The sequence below is a fragment of the Hoylesella marshii DSM 16973 = JCM 13450 genome (assembly GCF_000146675.1).
Taxonomy (GTDB): domain Bacteria; phylum Bacteroidota; class Bacteroidia; order Bacteroidales; family Bacteroidaceae; genus Prevotella; species Prevotella marshii.
In genome coordinates, this window is the sequence record NZ_GL397214.1 from 1,656,652 (window position 1) to 1,676,313 (window position 19,662).

Sequence of the window (19,662 nt, forward strand, 5' to 3'; positions counted from 1 at the left end):
ATGGCAAAGGTACTGTAAATTAGACAGTATGCAAAATAAAAACGTCCTTTTTTACTACTGTCGCCTATTTCTCGCCCGCTTGCTTCGGTTCTTATCCCCTTTCATCATCAATATGTACCCTTTCTACTCTCTTTGCTCTTCCAACTCACGTACAAATTGTGTCGGTGTAATGCTGCAAACATGCTTAAAGGTACGCACAAAGCTGGAGTAATCGTTGAACCCGCATAGGGTAGCCACTTCGCTGAAATTCCGTGTCGGTGTCTTGGTTAATATACGACGAGCCTTGCTCACTTTGACACGTTGCAAGAAAGCCTTGGGCGTATGACCGGTAAGTGCGGTCATCTTTCGGTGGAATTGTCGGCCACTCATACACATGGCAGCAGCAATCATCTCTACATCAAAATCCTTCCCTTGGTTGAGCATCAGGTAGATGCGGTCGGTAACTTTGGTCAGAAATAGTCTGTCGGCATCATTCTGAGGTGTGGCATCATGCCCGCTGCTCTCGGATTGGGCGTACTTCTCGCGCAGGAGTCTCCGCTGTTCTAACAGTTTCTCAACGCGAGTGCGCAGTTCATCGCTATTGAATGGTTTGGCCAAATAGGCATCGGCACCGGCCTGCAGTCCCGCTACGCGGTCTGCTTCGGTTATTTTTGCTGTGACAACGATGATGGGCACATGGTTGATAATCTCGTCATCGCGTACCTGTCGGCAGACCTCCAAACCATCGGTATGCGGCATCATCAGGTCGGTAATAATGAGGTCGGGCACGAGTTCCTTGGCTTTTTTCAAACCTTCGTTTCCATCGGGAGCGTAGAGTATAGCGTATCGGTCGGCGAGACGACTGCCGATATAGGCTGCCACATCGGCATTGTCTTCAATCACGAGGATGCGAGGCGTATCATCGTCAAGTAGCTCGCTGTCTTCGGGCAATGCGGATGTAGAGAGCGAAACAGGTACAGGCAGAGCAACAGCAACCGGCTTCCTTGCCGGTTTCGTAGGCTTATGTATGGGAAGCGTGATATGAAAAGTCGTACCGCTGTCCGGCACGCTGTCGACACTGATGGTACCTCCTAAAGTATCGACAATCTGTTTGACGAGTGCCAGCCCTACACCCGTACCACCGGTATGACCAGATGCAGTGCCTTGATAGAAGGGTTCGAAGATATGTGTAATGTTATTTGCATCGATACCACAGCCGGTGTCAGCAACCGACAGATGCAGGAGGCCATCTCTGTGAAATACATTCACGGTGACCTCTCCATATTCGGGTGTGAACTTCAGAGCATTAGATAGGAGGTTGTTCATCACCTTATTTATATAGTCGGCCACGAAGTTGGTCTCCACGTCACCGTCATTCACATACTGTAAGGTGATGTTCCGACTGTTTGCGTACGCCCTGAAACTTTCCACGGTCATACCTATCTGCGCTACAATGTTGCCGCTTTGCCAATCGGGGTCGCCCACTGCCGACTTCATCTTCGATATATCGAGGAGCTGATTGATGAGGGTAAGCAATTGACTGCCCTGCCTTTCTATGGTTCGCGATTTCTCTTTGAGGTCGTCGGGCGTGTCGTCGGCAGCGGTAATATCACGGCTTAGTCCCAATATCACAGTGAGTGGTGTGCGTATCTCGTGGGTGATGTTGGTGAAGAAGTTCTCGCGCAGTGTACTCATCTTTTTCAATAATATATGATTTCGTCGACGCAGTCGTCCCGAGTAGAATAGGAAAGCGATCGACGAGACAAACAGTAAAATCAATAGAAGACTTGTATAGAGGATACTACGTTTGGCAGCGCGTTCCTCTTCAGCTTCCTGTTTGACGCGATCTATCTCTTCGGTCTGCATCCTGCGTTCGATACTTAGACTCAGATTCTGTATACGGTTCATTTTCTCTATGTCTACCACGCTGTCTTGCAGCGAGGTGGCTTTCACATGGCAGGCTAATGCCCGGCGGTAGTCGCCTTGCTGCTCGTAAATGCGATAATATAGGTCATAGATTTCGGCCAGATGCTCTTTGGATTTGATCTGAGTAGCGGTGGCTTCCGCCTGTGCCAGGGTCTTGAGGGCACGGGCATCGTTGCCCATGGTATGGTCGATCTGTGCCAGTGCCAACAGTGATTGCAGAGCGTGCCACTCGTCTTTCGAGGCTTTCATTCCTTCAAAGGCGGTATGGTATTCGGCGTATGCTTTGTCGTTTTGTTTCTGTTGCTGGTAGAGTTCGCCGAAATAGGTATGACAAAGGGAGATGCCTATATCGTTGTGGGCCTTTCGGTTGAGTTCCATTGACTTGCGATAGTACACCCAAGCCGAGTCTATCTGTCCTTTGTGCCTGAAGATGGAGCCGATATTGGCATAATTGATGGCCTGCCCTACGTCACTACCCAGTGCTTTCTCGCCTGCCAATGCCAACCGCAACACACTGTCGGCACGCTCATAGTTGCCTATCGTCATGTATATATTACCCAGTCCGTTGAGCGATTTCACACGATTCTTGCGGGCAGTGAAAGACGTGTCTGTACAAGCGTCGCTTAGTCGAAGCGCACGGTAATGGTATTCCTGTGCAGCATCGAGCACCCCCAATCGCCTGTAGTTTGTACCTATATAGTTGAGTGCTTGTACCCGCTCTATCGTATCGTCCAAGGCTTCGGCCTGTTTCAAGCCTTTACTGTGAATATTCAATGACTCGTCAAACCGGCTGTTGTTGCGGAGCATTTTCCCCCATTCGCGCAAAGCCACGACACTTCCGAAGAGGTTGCCTTCGGCTTCAAACTGCTTTTGTAGTTGAACTATTGAGTCGATGGAATGCACTCGCGACACGATGCTGTCCATCTCGTGGCGTTCTTCGAGTGTAACCGGGCGATAATGGTGCCTACAGGCTGTAAAAAGAAAAGGAATGAAAGAAAGGATACAAAGTGCACCTATCGTGCTTCCTCTACGCATCGCGGCCGTTGCGTTTTCATGTAAGCAGGGTCGAATGTGGGGGGTAGATACGTTCTCCATACCAAAGTTTTCTACAAAAATAACATTTTTTTTGGAGAAAACAAATAATCCTTTACATTTTCTATCTGTAAAGGAGAAATGCCGTGTCTGCTATTCAGTAGCCATACATACCGGTCTCATGGTGTTCCCTTGACTGAAAGAGAATACAATAAACGACCTCTTTCATGGGATTTGTCCCAGAAAAAAGAGTTTACGCAGGCCTTCCTAAACAGGAAGGAAATATACAAAAACGATTTACAGGGCGGTAAAGGCGGCCACAAAACCGAACACGATGCCGGGTAAATTCGCAATGGTCACCGGCCAATCACGCCGTTCTTTAAACAGTCCGTAGCCAACCCACAACGTGCAGTTTATACCTGCCATGAAGGGCTGTATGAATGTTCCCTTATGCCCGCCAAGGTTCTGTAGTATCTGCGGGAAGTAGAAAACATACATCAAAATAGATGTTACCATGCCTATCCATCCCAACGTTTCAAAAAACTTCTCTTTCTTCATGAACTTCTGTCTTTATGTTGTTCAGTAATCTAATACAAAAGGAGTCTATAAAAACAAAAATCCCTGCAGCCCCGAAAGGCCACAGGGAAACACCCCTTAGTGGGCGCTGAGGGATTCGAACCCCCGACCCTCTGCTTGTAAGGCAGATGCTCTAAACCAGCTGAGCTAAGCGCCCCATGCTTTCGTCTCTAAGCGGTTGCAAAGATAGGGGGTTTGTATGAAACCACCAAACATTTTTGACGTTTTTTTTATCGAAGACCGAAAAAACATCTTTTCGGCTGTGATAACATCTTCTTTTCGCACATTTTACAGTTGCTTTTCGTATCTTTGCACATCAATTATTCATTAAAAAGACATTCAGATGATGGAAAAGGTAGTGAGTGGTATACGCCCAACAGGATTTCTTCACTTAGGCAACTATTTCGGGGCAGTCAAGACGTTTGTTGAAATGCAGCACAAATACGACTGCATGTTCTTTATTGCCGATTGGCACAGCCTCACCACAAGCCCTAACCCCGACGACATCAGACAGAGTGCACGTATTATTCTGGCCGAATACTTGGCCTGCGGCATAGACCCCTCCCTGGCCTCGATATACATACAAAGTGATGTAAAAGAGACGCTGGAGCTATATCTCTATCTCAACATGAACATGTATTTGGGGGAGTTAGAGCGAGTGACCACCTTTAAAGAGAAGGCTCGCAAACAACCCAACAACGTAAATGCGGGGCTCCTTACCTATCCTACACTCATGGCGGCCGACATTTTGCAGCATCGCGCTCAGAAAGTTCCTGTGGGCAAAGACCAAGAGCAGAACATGGAAATGGCACGGAAATGTGCACGCAGGTTCAATCATATCTACAACACCGACTTTTTCCCCGAACCACAAAACTACTATTTCAGTCACGAAGCCGTGAAAGTACCTGGTCTCGACGGTAGTGGAAAAATGGGCAAGAGCGAGGGAAACTGCATCTATCTGCACGACGACGACAAGACCATTAGCAAGAAAGTAATGCGCGCTGTTACCGACAATGGTCCCCAAACGCCCAACAGCCCACGTCCCGAAGTCATAGAAAATCTCTTTACATTCCTGCGTATTTGCTCCTCAGACGAAACTTACCGCTACTTCGATGAGAAATGGAACGACTGCACATTGCGCTATGGTGATCTAAAAAAACAGATTGCCGAAGATATCATTAAGACGGTAACCCCCATACGCGAGCAGATTGCACGCTACATGGCCGACACGCCGTTGCTCGACCGTCTGGCACGCGAAGGGGCGGAAAAGGCACGGGAGAGTGCTGCTGCCACATTGCATGAGGTACGCCGTATCATAGGATTCGACCGCTGAAGCAATATCCCTTTCCCTCGTTTGGTAAGGTAGATGACCGCCGAAAAGTAACCGACGGGTAAGAGACCGGCGGAATGCAATACGCAATAGCCCAAGGCAATACCTTGGGCTATTATCTTTCGTACTTTCACCTCTTGCTTTTGTCACATCCGTTCCTCAAGGCGTTGCCTTGGGCAGACATGTTACGCGCTTGCAGCGCTTACCTTTCAATCATTAATGGCGTGTAGTCGCGATTTCCACACCCCATATTCTCCCCATTCATAAAGCAGGAGTAAGCTTCGAAAAAGGCACATTGTAGAGCACATCGATACCATATTATAATGGTACAAGTGTAATGTAAGCTCTGAAACGAACGTTCGCTGTGCGGAGCGGAGCGGAAACGAAGTTCGCTGACACGAAGAGGAAGCAAAGCAAAGCGCGTAACATATCAGCCCAGCGCACAGCGCTGGGTATAGGGCGTTTCCCTAAATGGAGCGCTGTAAGTGCGACAGAATCTCACAACCGATGCGATTTGCCGTGAGAACGGTTGCCGACCTTTTTATGTACAAACGGCATCTGTGCTACGAACAAACGACATCTGTATGAGTTCTTATGACCAATCGGAATAAAAAAGGGACGGCTTACGAGCCATCCCTTTATGAATTTCTTGCTATTGCCTGCCTGTTTGGAAACGCTGGCGAGCCTATCTGTAGCGGGTAGGGCTTATCTGCCCAGCCAGACCTCCGGATTAAGCTTTGCCGTCTCGCGTCGTAGCTGGAACTGTAGGATATTGTCGCTCCCCACGGTGCCTAACATTTGGCGGGTAGACACCTTTTGCCCTTTGCTTACACTGACTGATTTCAGGTTGCAGTACACCGAAATATAGGCACCATGGCGCACCATGACCACCATCGAACCGTCGAAACCAAAGACAGCACTCACCTCGCCATCGTAGATAGAGCGGGCTGCGCAACCGGCATGTCCGAGAATGTTGATGCCCTTATTGTCGAGTGTTACGCCTTTCAAGCCCTCAACGTTGTATTGCCCAAAGTGGCTTACGATACGATAGTTGCCGGTGATAGGCATAGGCAAGCGTCCCTTATTGGCTTCAAATCCACCGCTCATCATGCGATCGACCGTAGAGAGTTGTCGTGAATCTGCCACGTCTTTGTTGGCCTCTGCCACCGCTGCTGCATGTCGTTGTTTCTCTGCCATCGCTTTTCTCTCTGCTGCGCGGCGTGCTGCCTCGGCTTCTTTGGCGCGTTGTTCGGCTTTGGTTTTCTCTTCGGCACTGCGTTTTGCAGCAGCGCGTGCCTCACTCTTCGCCTTTTCTTCGGCCGCTTTTGCCTCTGCGATGCGGCGTGCATTTTCCTTGGCAGCTGCTTCGGCTTCAGCTTTCTTGCGTGCCAATTCCTCTGCTTTCCGTTTCGCTGCTGCCGCTGCTTCGGCTTTCCGTTTAGCTTCGGCCTCGGCGCGTGCACGCGCACGTGCCACCTCCTCGGCAATCATCTTGTCTATCTGTGCGTTGAGGGCGGCATCTTTTTTGCGTTGCTGGGCAATAACGGTTTGTATGGTTTTCTGTTGTTTCTGCAAGGAAGTGACCACTTTCTGTTGTTCCACCTGTTGTTCTTGCAGGGCAGCATGCTCTTTTTCTCCTTTTCGGAGCAGGGTGTTTTTCTCTCCTTTCACGGTTTGGAGTTGCGTGTTTTTCTCTGTTATCTGCTGTTGTTTCACTTTTACAAGTTCGCCTTGTGCCTTTTGGTAATCGGCATATTCGCGCATGAATCGCATACGGCGATACATCTGTGTGAGGTTTTTGGCACTGAAAACGAACATGAGTCTGTCTTGCACGTTGCGGTGCCTGGCCATATATTGCATGGATTTGGCGTATTTAGCCTTGCGGTCTGCCAATTCGTTTTCCAACGTTTGCAGCTGGCTTTTCAGTATGCCTATATTTCCTTCTATTGTACGAATATCTTTGTGGATGTCCTCAATATTCTTCTGTCGGCGGTCAATCTCACTGTTGATGACGAGTAATCCTTGTAAACGCTTCTTCACATCGGCCTGATTGGCACGTAACGCCTGCTCCTGTTGTTTGATTTTCTGCTGTATCTGTGTACGTTGTTTCTGGAGGTTTTTAATGGAGTTGTAGCTTGCGTCGGCCGTCATTTTACCCTTAGTTGTCGCCTTTTTGCCCTTAGTTGCCGGTACATTTTTCTTGGTCACCTTCGTCTTTGTGGCTGTTGTAGGCTTTGCGACGGGTGTTTTTTTGCGCGTCTGTGCCGAGGGGGCGAGGGTCAGCGCAAGAAGAAAGAGGAGAAGGATGTAGCGTTTCATTTACAAACTCAGTATCTTTTGTAATACATCTTCGGGGCTTATTTGTTTGTATTTGGGCGATAATTGGGTGTGGGTTTCCCAATCGTCGCGGGTATTGAGGGAGCCCATGTCGATGTCAATGCGGACTTGTTTGCTGTCTTTCAGTGCCGAAGTGGCGAAAGCTATACTTTGTTTGACGGGAAAGAGCTTCACGCCAAGCGGGCGAAAGTCGGTATACGTCCAGTCCAATGCAGCTGTTCCATGCTGTGCATGGCGGTAGCTGATGGCGGCCGCATCTATTCGTGCGTTGTTCTTATCAGCATCCCAACGGAAAGCGATGTCGCCGTTTTTGAGGGTGATGGGACTGTAATTTCCCGTAGTATGCAGGTCTACGTCGTATCGCTTCAGCAGTTCGGACGACAAGGTCTGCGCCCCGGGCACAAACAGTTGATTCCAGAACAGTGCCTGAAGGCTATAGAAAGAGAGACCGTTATCGCGCAGGAAATCTACCTGATGGTAGTCTGCCTTGATGTATTCCTTGTGTATGCGGTCGACGATGAGCACGTAGTCGGGTGTCAGTTCTATGCGTCCCACCTCGATAAGCCCTAACGGTGTGAGCTGGATGCGTATCACCTCGTCTTTTCGCATGTATATCCGGCCAGCTACGGAGATATCTTTCCCGTCTCCTTGTATGCGGAAGTCGATGCTCGAAGAGATATTTTTAGCATAAACAGCATTATCTGATACCTTTTGCACAAAGGTGAGTTTCTGCACGGCTTCGGTATCTTCGGTCTTCAGGGTTTGCCCTGTAGGGATGGCGCCTCCCTCTTTGGCGAGGGATTTCTTTACTCCGCAGGCGGAGAGGAGTAGGAGGAAAACTGTTGCGTGTATGACTGATAGATGCTTCATTGGGTTGATTCTTTGATGTATTTCCTGAGTTTTATCTTGCGCAAAAGCGTTTTGCTCTTGCTGCCGTGGCGCAGTGCAGATTGCCAAAGCTCCACGGCACGTTGGGTATTTTGGGTCATGGCATGGATGTCTCCTGCATGTTCAAGGATAACGGCGGAGCTGTCGGCATCGTTCTCCACAGCTCTGTCGATGTATATCTTCGCCTCTTCGTATTTCTTTTCGAGGAAGAGTATCCATGCGTAAGTATCTAAATAGGTGGCATTGTTGGGTTCTGCAGCCACAGTGCGGTAGCTCATTTGCTCGGCACGCTCCATATTCTTGCCCGTCTGGGATAGGAAATAAGCGTAGTTGTTGAGGCAGGGATAGTGGTCGGGCTTCCATTGCAGGCAGCTGTCGTAGGCCTCGAATGCCTCTTTGTTGCGGCCTTTCTCGTGCAGAATCTCACCCATGATGGCATAAAGGTCTGCGGCTATCTCCTTGTTGCTTTGCGGCGTAATCTGTCGCACACCACGACTGAGCACATCAAAAGCCTTGTCTGCTTCTCCTTTTTGGTAGTAGGCGATGCCGAGGAAATAGTAGAACATCATCTCGTCGGGGGTATATTCCAAAGCCGGCAGACAGAGGTTGATGATGCCCTCGGTGTCGTTTCGCTTCAAAGCCGACTGTATCAGTTGCAGTCGCGAGTTGGTGTTTTCGGGTGAGAGAACAAGCACCTCGTGCAAGGCGGCATCGATGGAATCCTGTGGCATATGCTTTACGGCCATGTAAGCGGCACGGAGTTCTGCCATGTCGGGGTGGGGTTGGCCGGCGGAGAGTGTCTGTTTGAAAAGTGATAGAATGCGGGTGCTGTCGCCGCCGTTCTGCTCATTTTCGGCAATCGCCTGCCGCATGAGGGTAAGTTTGTTCTCGATAGGTGTCTTACGGCTCGTCAGCAGATGGATGAGCAGTTGGCTGGCAAGGGAGTCTTGCTTCATCTCTCGATAGTAATCCATGAGCGACATTTGCGCCAACACATTGTCGGGTTCGTTGCGCAACACGGCGTTGTATTCGGCTAAGGCCTCCTTGTTGCGCTTCTTTCCCAGCAACCAGTTGCCCATCATGACGCGGTAATTCAGGTCGTTGGGGTACTTTTCGCAGAGGTCTTTCAGCTCTTTGTATGCCGCTTTATCGTTGTTTTGCATGGAATAGACGCGCATCTTGGCCAAGGTGATGTCTTCGTTTTTCCCCTCCACGGTCTCTATGCGATTCAGGGTTGCAATCATCTTGGCGTAGTTCCTTTCCTGTTGGTAGAGCTGTACTAAGATGTTGAGCACGTCGGTACGTTCTGGATAGGCACCGGATAGTTTCTCGTAGGCATCGATGGCAGCGGGGTAGTTGGCAGAGTTGATATAGCTTTGTCCTAACTTTTCGAGGTATTCGTCGTTCTTGTCGGATAGTTCCGCTGCTCGTTTGAAATGGGCGAGGGCAGCCGAATCATCCTTGAGCTCGTAGAAATAGCTCGCCAACAGATAATGGGCTTCTGCCGATTGAGGGTTGATTTTCAGACAATGGCGCAGCAAGTCGAAGGCCGCATCGTATTGCTTGGCTGTCTGACGGTTGAGGGCTTCGAGATAGAAGTAGTCGAAACGCTTGCGGTCGTTGGCCGATAGGGTATCCGACGGTTGCTGTCGGCGGTCGCGTTTAGCCGACAATGGCATCGTGAGTGTTGCCAATAGGATGGCCGTCAGCAAACAGAACGGTAGGAATCGAAGTCTGTATATCATCTCTTTCTCATTTGATGCCGGTGTGTCCGTAGCCGCCTGCGCCCCGTTCTGTCTCATTGAGTTGTGTCACTTGCACGAACGTGCACTGCTCATGTCGGGCAATCACCATCTGTGCAATGCGTTCTCCGTCTTCTACAACGAAGTCCTCGCTGGAGAAGTTGACCAGCAATACCATGACCTCTCCTCGATAGTCGGCATCTATAGTGCCCGGGGTGTTGAGTACCGAAAGCCCGTATTTCAGAGCCAATCCGCTGCGCGGCCTCACCTGTGCCTCAAACCCTTTGGGTAGGGCGATGAAAAGACCGGTTGGTATCAGTTTCCGCTCGAGAGGACGAAGCACGATAGGGGTGTCTATATTGGCTCGGAGGTCCATTCCTACACTCTGTTCCGTAGCATATGTCGGTAAGGGATGATGGCTCTTGTTGATGACTTCTACTTGTATCATAGGCGGTTGTCTGTGTTCTATTCAATTGCAAAAGTAAGTATTTATCTTCACATTCTCGTACTTTAAGGTTTAAAATGCCTAAACGTATGGCGGTTATCCATGCTTTTATCATACCTTTGCAATTCATTGGGTATCATCTTGACCATAAACCAAGGAAATGAAAAAAGAAGAATTGATGCGCAAAGCTATTGCGCTGAGTGAAGAAAGCGTGAAGAACGGAGGAGGACCTTTCGGTGCTGTCATAGCGAAAGATGGCGAAATCATTGCCGAAGGGGCAAATAGCGTGACCAAAGACCACGACCCTACTGCCCATGCAGAGGTGAATGCGATACGCAAGGCCTCACGGAAATTAGGTACATTCGACCTGAGTGGCTGTGAAATCTATACAAGTTGCGAACCTTGTCCCATGTGTCTTGGGGCTATCTATTGGGCACATCTCGATAAGATATACTACGCCAACGACAGAAAAGACGCTGCCCGCATAGGCTTCGACGATGACTTCATCTATCTTGAGATGCCGCTTCGCCCGCAAGAGAGACAGAAGCAGATGGAGCTTTTGCTGTCCGAAGAGGCCAAGAACGCTTTTCGCATGTGGGAAGAGAGTGCAGAGAAAGTCGATTATTAAAGGAGTACCACCCTTGAATCAACCTTGTTTTCAACAGAAACAAGGTGAGCCGGCCGGTCATTGTCCGCCAAGTCTCTCAAAGTAAACAATGAGGTCGTCCCATGTCTTGAATGTGTCGCTGCCAAGCAAGAGCACTGTGCCAAGAAACTCGGTGCAGGGCGTCGTGTCTATCAGGTAATCGCCATAGAGCAGCGAACGACAGTTGGTGAACACGATATGGTCGTGGGCTGGTGTGCTCAATGCTTCTTCCGTCCAGCATTGAAACTCGCCGATGGCCGCATGATGGTTGGTGGGAGCGGGTGCAACGAGATACACCCGATAATGTTCGAGCAAAGCTTCATAAGCCTTATACATGCTTGGACGTGCCTTTCCCGCTTCGTCTCTCAGTGCGGTCGGCGAGATATACACCACAGGACGCTCGCGTTTTTCCTGTCTGTCGTCTATCTGTCTGATGACAGGCACTAAGTAATGCACGGCCACTCGGTCAAGTAATTGGTGCGCTCCGTGGAAATGCAGGGCATTGGGATAGTGGCTATTGAACAATTCAAAGGTGTCTACCAGCGGGTCTTTGTCGCCAAACAGCCCCGTGACGCGTTGCCTTTCGACTTCATCAACCTTTGCAAAACACTGTTCGGTTATCTCCTTATATTCTTTGACCAATGCCTTTGTTACGATAAATTCCTGCACGCCGTCGCGACGGGGATTGAGGAATTGTTGCTTTCCTAACATGCCGTGGTGCGTCATGGTGTCGCCCATTTCAAACGCGGGATTCACCAAGATGCGGTCGAATCCATAGAGCATCTCGGCATACATGCCGCCCATCGACGACCCAATCACCAAGTCGGGCTTCTCTATAGCACATGTTTCTCGGAGCAATGTCATGGCTTCTTCGGGATGCAAGGGCAAATCCGGAGCTATCACAACAGTGTTCGGCAGCAGTGTACGTAAGAGATGTACTGTTCCCGACTGCCCCGATGAGCAGAATCCGTGTACATATAATATCTTCTTACCTGCCATAACGTCGGGAAAGGTCTTTCTGTATTCCATTTTTTCTGTGCTTAAGGGTCGTTATCGCTGCAAACTTACAAGAAATAATCGAATTACCGGCATATTGTCATGGGAAACCTGTAAAAGCATCACCTCCCGAAAATTAAAGCCTTTTGTCTTTGCCAATCACGTGAAAAACCTTACCTTTGCCGCACAGACAACCCTCTTGCCGGTCATTGAAACATGAGCGGGAAAGGTGCAATCTACCCTACCTAACCACCATATAATGGAAGAACAAAAGAAACAAAAACGTCCCTATCTGCGGAAACCCAAATGGCTTTACACCAAGATAGAAGGCGGAGATAAATATGGCTTCGTAGAGAAAACCCTCGAAGAAAACAATCTGCACACGATTTGCAGCAGTGGGAAATGCCCTAATAAAGGGCATTGCTGGAAAAGCGGGACAGCCACTTTCATGATATTAGGCGACCGTTGCACGCGTGCCTGCCGCTTTTGCGCCACACAAACAGGCCATCCGCTGCCCCCCGACCCTCACGAACCGGTGAAGATTGCACGAAGTGTGAAAGCCATGGAGTTGAGACATTGCGTCGTCACCTCTGTAGATCGCGACGACCTACCCGACAAGGGAGCCGCTCATTGGGCAGAGACCATCCGCGAGATACGCAAGGCTTGTCCCGACGTCATTATCGAAGTACTCATTCCCGACTATCGGGGCACCGAGTTACAGACCGTACTCAATGCCGCTCCCGACATCGTCGGACACAATCTGGAGACAGTGGAAAGGCTCACACCGAGCGTCCGTTACCGCGCCACTTACCGCAATAGTTTAGGCGTTCTCCAAGAGATTGCCCAACAAGGCTTCCTCACCAAGACCGGCATCATGGTGGGATTAGGTGAATCACAGCAAGAGGTGAACACACTTTTGCAAGAGGCTTACGACGCAGGATGCCGCATGATAACCATCGGGCAGTATCTGCAACCGAGCGATAAGCAGTTAGACGTGGTGGAATACGTACATCCCGATGTGTTCCTCGAATACAAACGGACAGCCATTCGCATGGGTTTCGACAATGCAGAAAGCTCCCCGCTCGTGCGCTCTTCTTACATGGCAGAACAATCATTCATCAGTATGCTCGTGAGAAAGAAAAGACAGGAAACCCACGAAGCAAAGGTAGGATAGGATTGTTGACTTGTGTTTTCCCTTGTCGCCGCTGCATCCTGAGTTCCGAACCGTTAGGTTTCGGAAACACAGAGGTGCTCTCTTTCCGTGGAAGAACGAGTTATCGACTTTTTCAATAACGTTTTCCTGATGGACATCAAACAGTATTACGACAACAAACTCGCTCATATCGGTGTACAAACAGCCCGTCTTAAGCATCGCAACCGATGGTTTCTGACCGGCGAGATAGGATTTTTTGCTGTCTTGATAGGCTTTCTTATCCTTTATACGCTTGTTCCCGGTGGTGCTTGGTGTCTGGTTTGTGCTGCCGCTTGCTTTGCTATTTATGGGTGCATACGCCTCTTCGATGCGAAAAATAGCCGTCGAATAGAGGCGTTAGGCAAGTTAGAAACCGTTTGCAGAGCAGAGAGGCTGGCACAAGACGGCGATTTTTCCGCCTTTGGAGATGGCGCCCATTATCTTCATCCCCAACATTCATTCGCTTTAGACCTTGACCTCTTCGGCTCCCAATCACTCTTTCAACGCCTCAACCGCACGGTTACGACCGCAGGAAGCAACCGTTTGGCATATTATTTAACGACTTTGCCGGCGCAAGATGCAAGAGACGATGCTTGGATAGAAAAGCAACGAGAGGCCATTGACGAACTTTCCGCAAAAGAAACTTGGCGTTCGGCATTCTGCGCATTGGGCAACGGCAGTGCAAGTTCTATTTCCTCGCAGCAAGTATCGGAAGCCCTGTCTGCCATGGAGCAGATTTCTTTTCCCGTCATTATCCGCCATCGTCTGCTTCCTATCATTGCCTACGCATCCATCGGTGTATTCTTCATCTTGGCAGCATGCTGTCTTTTTACCCCGCTCACCGCCACTTTCCCCATCACATGGGCACTGTTGCAGTTTGGTTTCTCATTCTTTCTTGCGGTTAAAACGCTGCGAACAACAGGGCAAACGATAGGTCACGTCCTGCGAGAGACCACCGTTTACGTGCAACTGATACGGCATATCACTGCTGCCACATTCGTTTCTCCTCGCACCCAACAGATTCAAGCCCTTTTGCATGATGCTCCTATCGCTTTCAAAGAGCTGGAAAGCATGTTAAATGCCATCGACCGGAGGGGCAACGTCTTAGGTATGTTCTTCTCCAATGCCCTTTTCATGAGCGATTTGTTTCTCGTCTGTCGCGTCCGCTCTTGGCTGCAGAGGCATCAAGGCAGAGCCATCGCTTGGATAGAAGCCGTCGCCGAAATAGAGGCATTGGTATCTATGGGAGCCTTTCGGTACCAACATCCGGAAGCCCGGGCAGCCGTTGTCACGTCTGCCGACAGCGTTTGTTATCAAGCACGCGGATTGTATCATCCTTTTCTCTCACCATTGAAAGCTGTGAAAAACGATTTCACCATTGCCGATGGCCATTTCTATGTGATTACCGGTGCCAACATGGCCGGTAAAAGCACGTTTCTGCGGGCGTTGGGCATCAACTATATACTCGCCATGAACGGCCTTTGCGTTTTCGCCGACCAGCTTTCAGTATCCGTTTTCTCACTGTTCAGCAGCATGCGCACAGGCGATGACCTGACCAAAGGTATCTCTTATTTCAACGCCGAATTGCTCCGTCTGCAGCAACTCTTATCGGAAGCGGCGAAAAACCGGCATACACTCATCATCTTAGATGAGATTCTGAGGGGTACCAATTCGCTCGATAAGCTCAACGGCTCCCTTCTTTTCCTCGAAGAAGTAGCCCGAATGCCGATTACCGGCGTGATAGCTACCCACGACATAGAACTTTCAAAATTGGAAACAACCCGCCCCGACCGTTTCCACAATTATTGTTTTGAAATAGAATTGGGTGCATCAGATGTCTATCCGTATAAGATAACACGCGGCGTTGCCCACAACCAAAATGCCACTTTCTTACTTCGGAAGATGCTTAAAGAAAGCCATTGAATATCAGTAACTTACCTTTCCCTTTATCACAGCTATGCTTTTACGCGGTAAAAGCTATCCTTTCACACGCTCAAAGCTATGCTCTCATCCACTTAAAGCATAGCTCTTACGTTTGATGGGGGTAGCCATTTCATGGCAAACGGTCAATGAATGGAGTTTTGAGACTGTTCGGCGGTATATTCCTTGGTGACGTATCGTTGCCAATAGGCAATGATGAGCGTGGTAAGCGGCAAAGCTATGATGAGGCCGACGAAGCCCAACAATGCTCCCCAGACAGAGAGAGAAAGCAGCAGAATGGCGGGATTGAGCCGCATGGCCTTACCCATGATACGCGGCGTTACCACCAAGTCGGAAATTAATTGTACGATAAGGAATACCAAAAGGGCAGGAACAAACACCCACCAGAAGTTCTCTCCCGTTTCGGCAGCTTTGAGTAGAGCTAAAATGGCAGTAGGAACCAAAGCCAATGTGTGCAGATACGGCACGAGATTCAGCAAGCCTATCAGGATGCCGAGCCCTATTCCCATGGGGAAATCAATCAGGGTAAAGCCGATGCAAAACAAGATTCCCATGATGAGAGACACCAAACTCTGCCCCCGTATGTAGTTGTTCAGCTCGCGTTCCACGTCGTGCATCAGCTCTTTCCAAAAGGGACGGTTCTTTTGGGGGAATATCTTTATCCAATTGTTGGTCAGGGTTTCGTAGTCTAAGAGTATGAAGAACATATATAATAAGGTGATGAACGAGGCTACGATGCTCATCACAATGCTCGCTGTTTGCCCCAATACGGCAAACAATCGGGGCATAGTTGTCTTTACAATGTCGCTGAAATCCTTGCTGTGAAAGAAGCGGGTAATCTCATGCCGGTTATCTTGCAGCCACTGTTGTATCCATGCTGTCACGCTGTTGGAATGGGTTGTGTCTTTCAAATAGCGGCCGGCCACGTCGGTAAGTCTGTCGAGCTGTTCTATCATCGGCGGAATAATGAAGTAGAGAACGCCGCCAATGAGACCGAGAACGGCGACCATGGAAAGGACAATGGCTAAGGCACGCACCCGCACATGCAGCTTGTATTGCACGAATCTTACAATGGGATAGAGGAGATAGGCCAGCAGCCATGCCACGAAAAACGGCAGAAGAACATTGCTAAGGTAACTCACGATATAGAGAACAGTTACCACCAACAGGGCTATCAGTGCCCAGCGGATAAATCGGTCGAATGTGATTTTCTTGTTAAGCATAACGTTTGATTTCAAGTTCCGGCAGTTGGCGGGAGACGTATGACCATCATTTTTTCCGCCGCACCTCTGCTTCTCTTCTATCCGAAAGCATCATTCTGCGGGTTCTCTTGCAGCATCGCCTTTCTGTAACATTCGCGGCAAAGCGGTTCATACTCGCTTTGCTCGCCTAACAATACCCGCTTTTCGTTGTCTACAGTCCTATGACTCACATAGGCAAGGGCACCGCATTTCACACAGATGGCATGCACTTTGGTCACTTCATCTGCGATGGCGCACAGGGCAGGCATAGGGCCAAAAGGCACGCCCTTAAAATCCATATCCAGTCCCGCTATGATAACGCGCACGCCACGATAAGCCAACCGGTTGCAAATGCTCACCAGATTGTCGTCGAAAAACTGCGCCTCGTCTATTCCCACTACGTCTATATCCGACGAAAGGAGTAAGATGGAGGCCGAAGAGTCTATCGGTGTGCAGTGAATAGCATGGCGATCGTGACTCACTACGTCTTCTTCCGAGTAGCGGTTGTCTATCGCCGGTTTGAATATCTCTACCTTTTGGCGGGCGAACTTCGCCCTTTTCAGTCGGCGAATCAGCTCTTCTGTCTTGCCGGAGAACATCGAACCGCAGATGACTTCTAGCCTTCCGGGGTGATGCGTCTCGCCTGTTAAGTTGTCTGTCATTTGCTTACAAAAGTACAAAGACGTTTTAAAAATTGCAAAGAATCAATTGTTTTTTTTGTCGGTGGGTAATAATTGTCTACATTTGTCACGTAAACATCAGCCACAGCAGACGTTTTTCCCGCCGTTGTCCGATGGCTGGGAAGGAGCGTTTCCAAGGCTGTTGCACTACGATAGCATATAATGGGCACTCTATACATTGTACCGACACCGGTAGGAAACATGGAAGACATGACATGGCGTGCCGTCCGTATCCTCAAAGAAGCTGACCTCGTGTTGGCCGAAGACACGCGCACGTCGGGCAAATTGCTCAAACATTATGACATTCGCAACAAGCTGTTGTCTCACCATAAGTTCAATGAACACGGCACATCGGCCAGCATCGTAGAGCGGATAAAGGCCGGAGAAACGGTAGCTCTCATTAGTGATGCAGGTACGCCGGGCATCAGTGACCCGGGGTTTTACTTGGTTCGAGAAGCCATTTCGGCAGGTATCACGGTGCAGACACTGCCCGGTGCCACCGCGTTTGTTCCCGCTTTGGTGTCGTCGGGCTTACCTTGTGACCGCTTCTGCTTCGAGGGTTTCCTGCCGCAAAAGAAGGGACGGCAGACCCGACTCCAAGCACTGAAAGACGAACAGCGTACCATGGTGTTTTATGAGTCTCCCCATCGGTTGCTGAAAACCTTACATCAGTTTGCCGAAACGTTTGGCCTCGACCGCAAAGTCGCTGTGTGCCGAGAAATCTCGAAGATACATGAGGAGAGCGTAAGAGGTAACTTAAATGAGGTGATAGACCATTTCACAGAAAATGAACCCAAAGGAGAAATCGTGATACTCCTCGCCGGTTATGATATAAAAAGTCAGAAAACTAATTCCTGAAGATATGAAAAAACTAATGATTTTTGCAGTTTGCCTGCTGGCATTTACTGCATGTAAGAACGGGAAATCTCAGACCGATGGTCTTGAAAGCGCACAGCAGACGGACTCATTGCAAAGGATTATTGCCCAGAAAGATAACGAAATGAACGATATGATGGCAACCCTCAACGAAATACAAGAGGGCTTTCGCGAAATCAATGAGGCCGAACATAGAGTTGCTATCGTAAAAGACGGAGAGGGAACGAACAAGGCTCAGCAGCTGAAAGAAAACATTCTGTTCATTGCCCAGACAATGAAACACAACAGAGAGCTGATAGAGAAACTGAGAAAACAAGCCCGACAAAGTTCCGTGAAAGGAGATCAGTTGAAAGAGACGATAGCCAATCTCACCAAGCAACTTGACCAGAAAGACCAACAACTGCAAAAGTTGAGGGAAGAACTTGATGCCAAAGATATCCATATCTCTGAACTCGACGAGCGGGTAAACAACCTCAATTCAAACGTAAACAGCCTAACTGCCGAAAACAAACAGAAGAGTCAGACCATCAATAATCAGGATAAACAACTCAATACGGCATGGTTTGTCTTCGGAACGAAGAAAGAACTCAAAGAGCAACGCATCTATGTAGACGGCAAAGTGTTGCAGGCAAACTTCAACAAGAACTATTTTACAAAGATAGACATACGCATCGATAAGGAGATAAAGCTCTATTCTAAGTGGGCGAAGTTGCTTACCACACATCCATCGGGTAGCTACACGCTGGAAAAAGATGCCAATGGACAGTACGTTTTGCGTATCAGTAACCCCCAAATCTTCTGGAGTACCAGCAAATATCTTGTGATGGTAGTGAAATAAACCTCACATCACATATCGCATGACGAAAGGGAACGCAGGCTGTATCGCCTCGTTCCCTTTTCTTGTTTCCATCTTTTTATATGCCAAATCACCTGTTTTAGGTATTGCGCAGCATAGCAGAAATGCCTATTTTTGCCACGTTGGACACCCTGTTTCGTGAACAATTATCTAAACCTTTACCACAATGAAAACGCTATTCAACGAAAAAACAGATTTCGGAAATTGGATTCCCATGCCGTTCATGCTCATGCTCTACGGAACTTCGGCTGTACTTCTGCTTGCAACCATCTTGCTGTTCGTGATGACGGAAAGTCTATTGTGCCCTTCTGTCGCATGCCTCTTTTTCCTCCTTGCCTTGGCTTTTACCGTCCACATGCAGCTCTGTCGTTATGCTTTCTCTTTCAAAGGAGGCGGCGTAATGGGCAAGATTCACGAGTATCTCGTGAGCAAACTCCCTTGGAATGGTGAGGGACAACTCCTTGATATAGGATGTGGAGCAGGCGCATTGAGTATCCGTTGCGCCTTGAGATTTCCCCAAGCTCGGATTACGGGCATAGATTATTGGGGTGCAGGATGGAACTATGCACAGGCGCAATGCGAGCGAAACGCTACAATTGAAGGAGTGATAAACCGCATGAAGTTTCAAAAGGGCGACGCTGCTGCATTGGATTTTGACGATGAAACCTTCGATGCTGCCGTGAGTAACTTTGTTTTCCATGAGGTGAGAACACAGCCGGAGAAACAAAAAGTGGTACGGGAAGCCTTGCGCGTGGTAAGGAAAGGCGGCTCATTTGCTTTCATCGACCTCTTTTCCCGATCCTCTCTTTACGGCGATATGCAGGCCTTTGTCAATGAGCTGAAAGCTGAAGGAATCAGTGAAATCACCTATATCGCCCATCTGGAACTTACCGATCTCTTCCCGAAAATATTCCGTGCACCGTGGCTGATGCCAGGTACGGGTATCCTCTATGGCAGGAAATAGCAGCTTTGAATTTAT

At 49.0% G+C, this 19,662-nt stretch carries 16 protein-coding genes and 1 tRNA gene; 7 read left to right on the forward strand and 10 right to left on the reverse strand.

The window, feature by feature from the left end:
- Positions 1–123: 123 nt before the first annotated feature.
- The 3 genes from HMPREF0658_RS06935 to HMPREF0658_RS06945 all read right to left on the reverse strand — a co-directional run bounded on the left by HMPREF0658_RS06935 (position 124) and on the right by HMPREF0658_RS06945 (position 3,670).
- Positions 124–2,940, reverse strand: coding sequence for a hybrid sensor histidine kinase/response regulator transcription factor (locus HMPREF0658_RS06935; RefSeq protein ID WP_024990809.1), 2,817 nt, complete (start codon positions 2,938–2,940; stop codon positions 124–126).
- Between the two features lie 294 nt (positions 2,941–3,234).
- On the reverse strand, positions 3,235–3,495 hold the full coding sequence (locus HMPREF0658_RS06940; RefSeq protein ID WP_006949682.1) for a SemiSWEET family transporter: 261 nt from the start codon (positions 3,493–3,495) through the stop codon (positions 3,235–3,237).
- Positions 3,496–3,595: 100 nt separating this feature from the next.
- A tRNA-Val gene (locus HMPREF0658_RS06945) sits at positions 3,596–3,670 on the reverse strand.
- 189 nt (positions 3,671–3,859) lie between these two features.
- Here HMPREF0658_RS06945 and trpS point away from each other — a divergent pair.
- The gene (trpS, locus tag HMPREF0658_RS06950) at positions 3,860–4,846 is read left to right on the forward strand and encodes a tryptophan--tRNA ligase (protein ID WP_024990810.1); all 987 of its coding nucleotides are present in this window, start codon (positions 3,860–3,862) and stop codon (positions 4,844–4,846) included.
- 702 nt (positions 4,847–5,548) lie between these two features.
- Here the strand turns inward: trpS and HMPREF0658_RS06955 are convergent.
- The 4 genes from HMPREF0658_RS06955 to dut are packed head-to-tail and all read right to left on the reverse strand — an operon-like array spanning position 5,549 to position 10,258.
- The gene (locus HMPREF0658_RS06955) at positions 5,549–7,162 is read right to left on the reverse strand and encodes a murein hydrolase activator EnvC family protein (protein WP_006949685.1); all 1,614 of its coding nucleotides are present in this window, start codon (positions 7,160–7,162) and stop codon (positions 5,549–5,551) included.
- Positions 7,163–8,050 (reverse strand): lipoprotein insertase outer membrane protein LolB1, encoded by an 888-nt coding sequence (lolB1, locus tag HMPREF0658_RS06960; protein WP_006949686.1) that lies wholly within the window; start codon positions 8,048–8,050, stop codon positions 7,163–7,165. It abuts the gene before it with no gap.
- A complete protein-coding gene (locus HMPREF0658_RS06965) occupies positions 8,047–9,870 on the reverse strand; it encodes a tetratricopeptide repeat protein (RefSeq protein WP_238305444.1) in 1,824 nt (607 codons plus the stop codon). The genes lolB1 and HMPREF0658_RS06965 overlap by 4 nt, the downstream gene beginning before the upstream one ends.
- Complete coding sequence (gene dut, locus HMPREF0658_RS06970; RefSeq protein ID WP_006949688.1) at positions 9,821–10,258, reverse strand: dUTP diphosphatase; 438 nt, start codon at positions 10,256–10,258, stop codon at positions 9,821–9,823. The genes HMPREF0658_RS06965 and dut overlap by 50 nt, the downstream gene beginning before the upstream one ends.
- Positions 10,259–10,415: 157 nt before the next feature.
- Between dut and HMPREF0658_RS06975 the strand changes: the two genes are divergently transcribed.
- Positions 10,416–10,883 carry a nucleoside deaminase gene (locus HMPREF0658_RS06975; RefSeq protein ID WP_006949689.1) on the forward strand — a complete coding sequence of 156 codons (468 nt, stop codon included), beginning with the start codon at positions 10,416–10,418 and terminating at the stop codon, positions 10,881–10,883.
- A gap of 57 nt (positions 10,884–10,940) precedes the next feature.
- On the opposite strand, the gene HMPREF0658_RS06980 is transcribed toward HMPREF0658_RS06975, so the two are convergent.
- Complete coding sequence (locus HMPREF0658_RS06980) at positions 10,941–11,930, reverse strand: YqiA/YcfP family alpha/beta fold hydrolase (RefSeq protein ID WP_006949690.1); 990 nt, start codon at positions 11,928–11,930, stop codon at positions 10,941–10,943.
- A 226-nt stretch (positions 11,931–12,156) separates the two neighbouring features.
- Here HMPREF0658_RS06980 and lipA point away from each other — a divergent pair, with 226 nt between their 5' ends.
- Positions 12,157–13,071, forward strand: a complete 915-nt coding sequence (gene lipA, locus HMPREF0658_RS06985) for a lipoyl synthase (protein WP_006949692.1) — start codon at positions 12,157–12,159, stop codon at positions 13,069–13,071.
- 129 nt (positions 13,072–13,200) lie between these two features.
- Positions 13,201–15,012: a MutS-related protein gene (locus HMPREF0658_RS06990; protein ID WP_036883607.1), complete on the forward strand. Its 1,812-nt coding sequence runs from the start codon at positions 13,201–13,203 to the stop codon at positions 15,010–15,012.
- Positions 15,013–15,155: 143 nt separating this feature from the next.
- Here the strand turns inward: HMPREF0658_RS06990 and HMPREF0658_RS06995 are convergent, their stop codons facing one another.
- Together HMPREF0658_RS06995 and HMPREF0658_RS07000 are read right to left on the reverse strand one after the other, a co-directional pair.
- Positions 15,156–16,253 carry an AI-2E family transporter gene (locus tag HMPREF0658_RS06995; protein ID WP_006949694.1) on the reverse strand — a complete coding sequence of 366 codons (1,098 nt, stop codon included), beginning with the start codon at positions 16,251–16,253 and terminating at the stop codon, positions 15,156–15,158.
- Between the two features lie 77 nt (positions 16,254–16,330).
- On the reverse strand, positions 16,331–16,933 hold the full coding sequence (locus HMPREF0658_RS07000; protein WP_006949695.1) for a thymidine kinase: 603 nt from the start codon (positions 16,931–16,933) through the stop codon (positions 16,331–16,333).
- Between the two features lie 180 nt (positions 16,934–17,113).
- Between HMPREF0658_RS07000 and rsmI the strand changes: the two genes are divergently transcribed.
- From rsmI to HMPREF0658_RS07015, 3 genes are all read left to right on the forward strand, one after another.
- On the forward strand, positions 17,114–17,809 hold the full coding sequence (gene rsmI / locus HMPREF0658_RS07005; protein ID WP_006949697.1) for a 16S rRNA (cytidine(1402)-2'-O)-methyltransferase: 696 nt from the start codon (positions 17,114–17,116) through the stop codon (positions 17,807–17,809).
- Between the two features lie 4 nt (positions 17,810–17,813).
- Positions 17,814–18,665 (forward strand): Cbp1 family collagen-binding glycoprotein adhesin, encoded by an 852-nt coding sequence (locus tag HMPREF0658_RS07010; protein WP_006949698.1) that lies wholly within the window; start codon positions 17,814–17,816, stop codon positions 18,663–18,665.
- Positions 18,666–18,849: 184 nt separating this feature from the next.
- Positions 18,850–19,647 (forward strand): class I SAM-dependent methyltransferase, encoded by a 798-nt coding sequence (locus tag HMPREF0658_RS07015; RefSeq protein ID WP_006949700.1) that lies wholly within the window; start codon positions 18,850–18,852, stop codon positions 19,645–19,647.
- The last annotated feature ends 15 nt before the right edge of the window (positions 19,648–19,662 follow it).

What these genes read in the sequence shown, in the direction of transcription:
- dut (WP_006949688.1), bottom strand. Translation starts at nt 10,258, where the DNA reads ATGATACAAGTAGAAGTCATCAACAAGAGCCATCATCCCTTACCGACA.
- lipA (WP_006949692.1), top strand. Translation starts at nt 12,157, where the DNA reads ATGGAAGAACAAAAGAAACAAAAACGTCCCTATCTGCGGAAACCCAAA.
- HMPREF0658_RS06995 (WP_006949694.1), bottom strand. Translation starts at nt 16,253, where the DNA reads ATGCTTAACAAGAAAATCACATTCGACCGATTTATCCGCTGGGCACTG.
- HMPREF0658_RS06965 (WP_238305444.1), bottom strand. Translation starts at nt 9,870, where the DNA reads ATGAGACAGAACGGGGCGCAGGCGGCTACGGACACACCGGCATCAAAT.
- HMPREF0658_RS07010 (WP_006949698.1), top strand. Translation starts at nt 17,814, where the DNA reads ATGAAAAAACTAATGATTTTTGCAGTTTGCCTGCTGGCATTTACTGCA.
- HMPREF0658_RS06980 (WP_006949690.1), bottom strand. Translation starts at nt 11,930, where the DNA reads ATGGAATACAGAAAGACCTTTCCCGACGTTATGGCAGGTAAGAAGATA.
- HMPREF0658_RS06990 (WP_036883607.1), top strand. Translation starts at nt 13,201, where the DNA reads ATGGACATCAAACAGTATTACGACAACAAACTCGCTCATATCGGTGTA.
- lolB1 (WP_006949686.1), bottom strand. Translation starts at nt 8,050, where the DNA reads ATGAAGCATCTATCAGTCATACACGCAACAGTTTTCCTCCTACTCCTC.
- HMPREF0658_RS06975 (WP_006949689.1), top strand. Translation starts at nt 10,416, where the DNA reads ATGAAAAAAGAAGAATTGATGCGCAAAGCTATTGCGCTGAGTGAAGAA.
- HMPREF0658_RS06955 (WP_006949685.1), bottom strand. Translation starts at nt 7,162, where the DNA reads ATGAAACGCTACATCCTTCTCCTCTTTCTTCTTGCGCTGACCCTCGCC.
- HMPREF0658_RS07015 (WP_006949700.1), top strand. Translation starts at nt 18,850, where the DNA reads ATGAAAACGCTATTCAACGAAAAAACAGATTTCGGAAATTGGATTCCC.
- trpS (WP_024990810.1), top strand. Translation starts at nt 3,860, where the DNA reads ATGGAAAAGGTAGTGAGTGGTATACGCCCAACAGGATTTCTTCACTTA.
- HMPREF0658_RS07000 (WP_006949695.1), bottom strand. Translation starts at nt 16,933, where the DNA reads ATGACAGACAACTTAACAGGCGAGACGCATCACCCCGGAAGGCTAGAA.
- HMPREF0658_RS06940 (WP_006949682.1), bottom strand. Translation starts at nt 3,495, where the DNA reads ATGAAGAAAGAGAAGTTTTTTGAAACGTTGGGATGGATAGGCATGGTA.
- HMPREF0658_RS06935 (WP_024990809.1), bottom strand. Translation starts at nt 2,940, where the DNA reads ATGCGTAGAGGAAGCACGATAGGTGCACTTTGTATCCTTTCTTTCATT.
- rsmI (WP_006949697.1), top strand. Translation starts at nt 17,114, where the DNA reads ATGGGCACTCTATACATTGTACCGACACCGGTAGGAAACATGGAAGAC.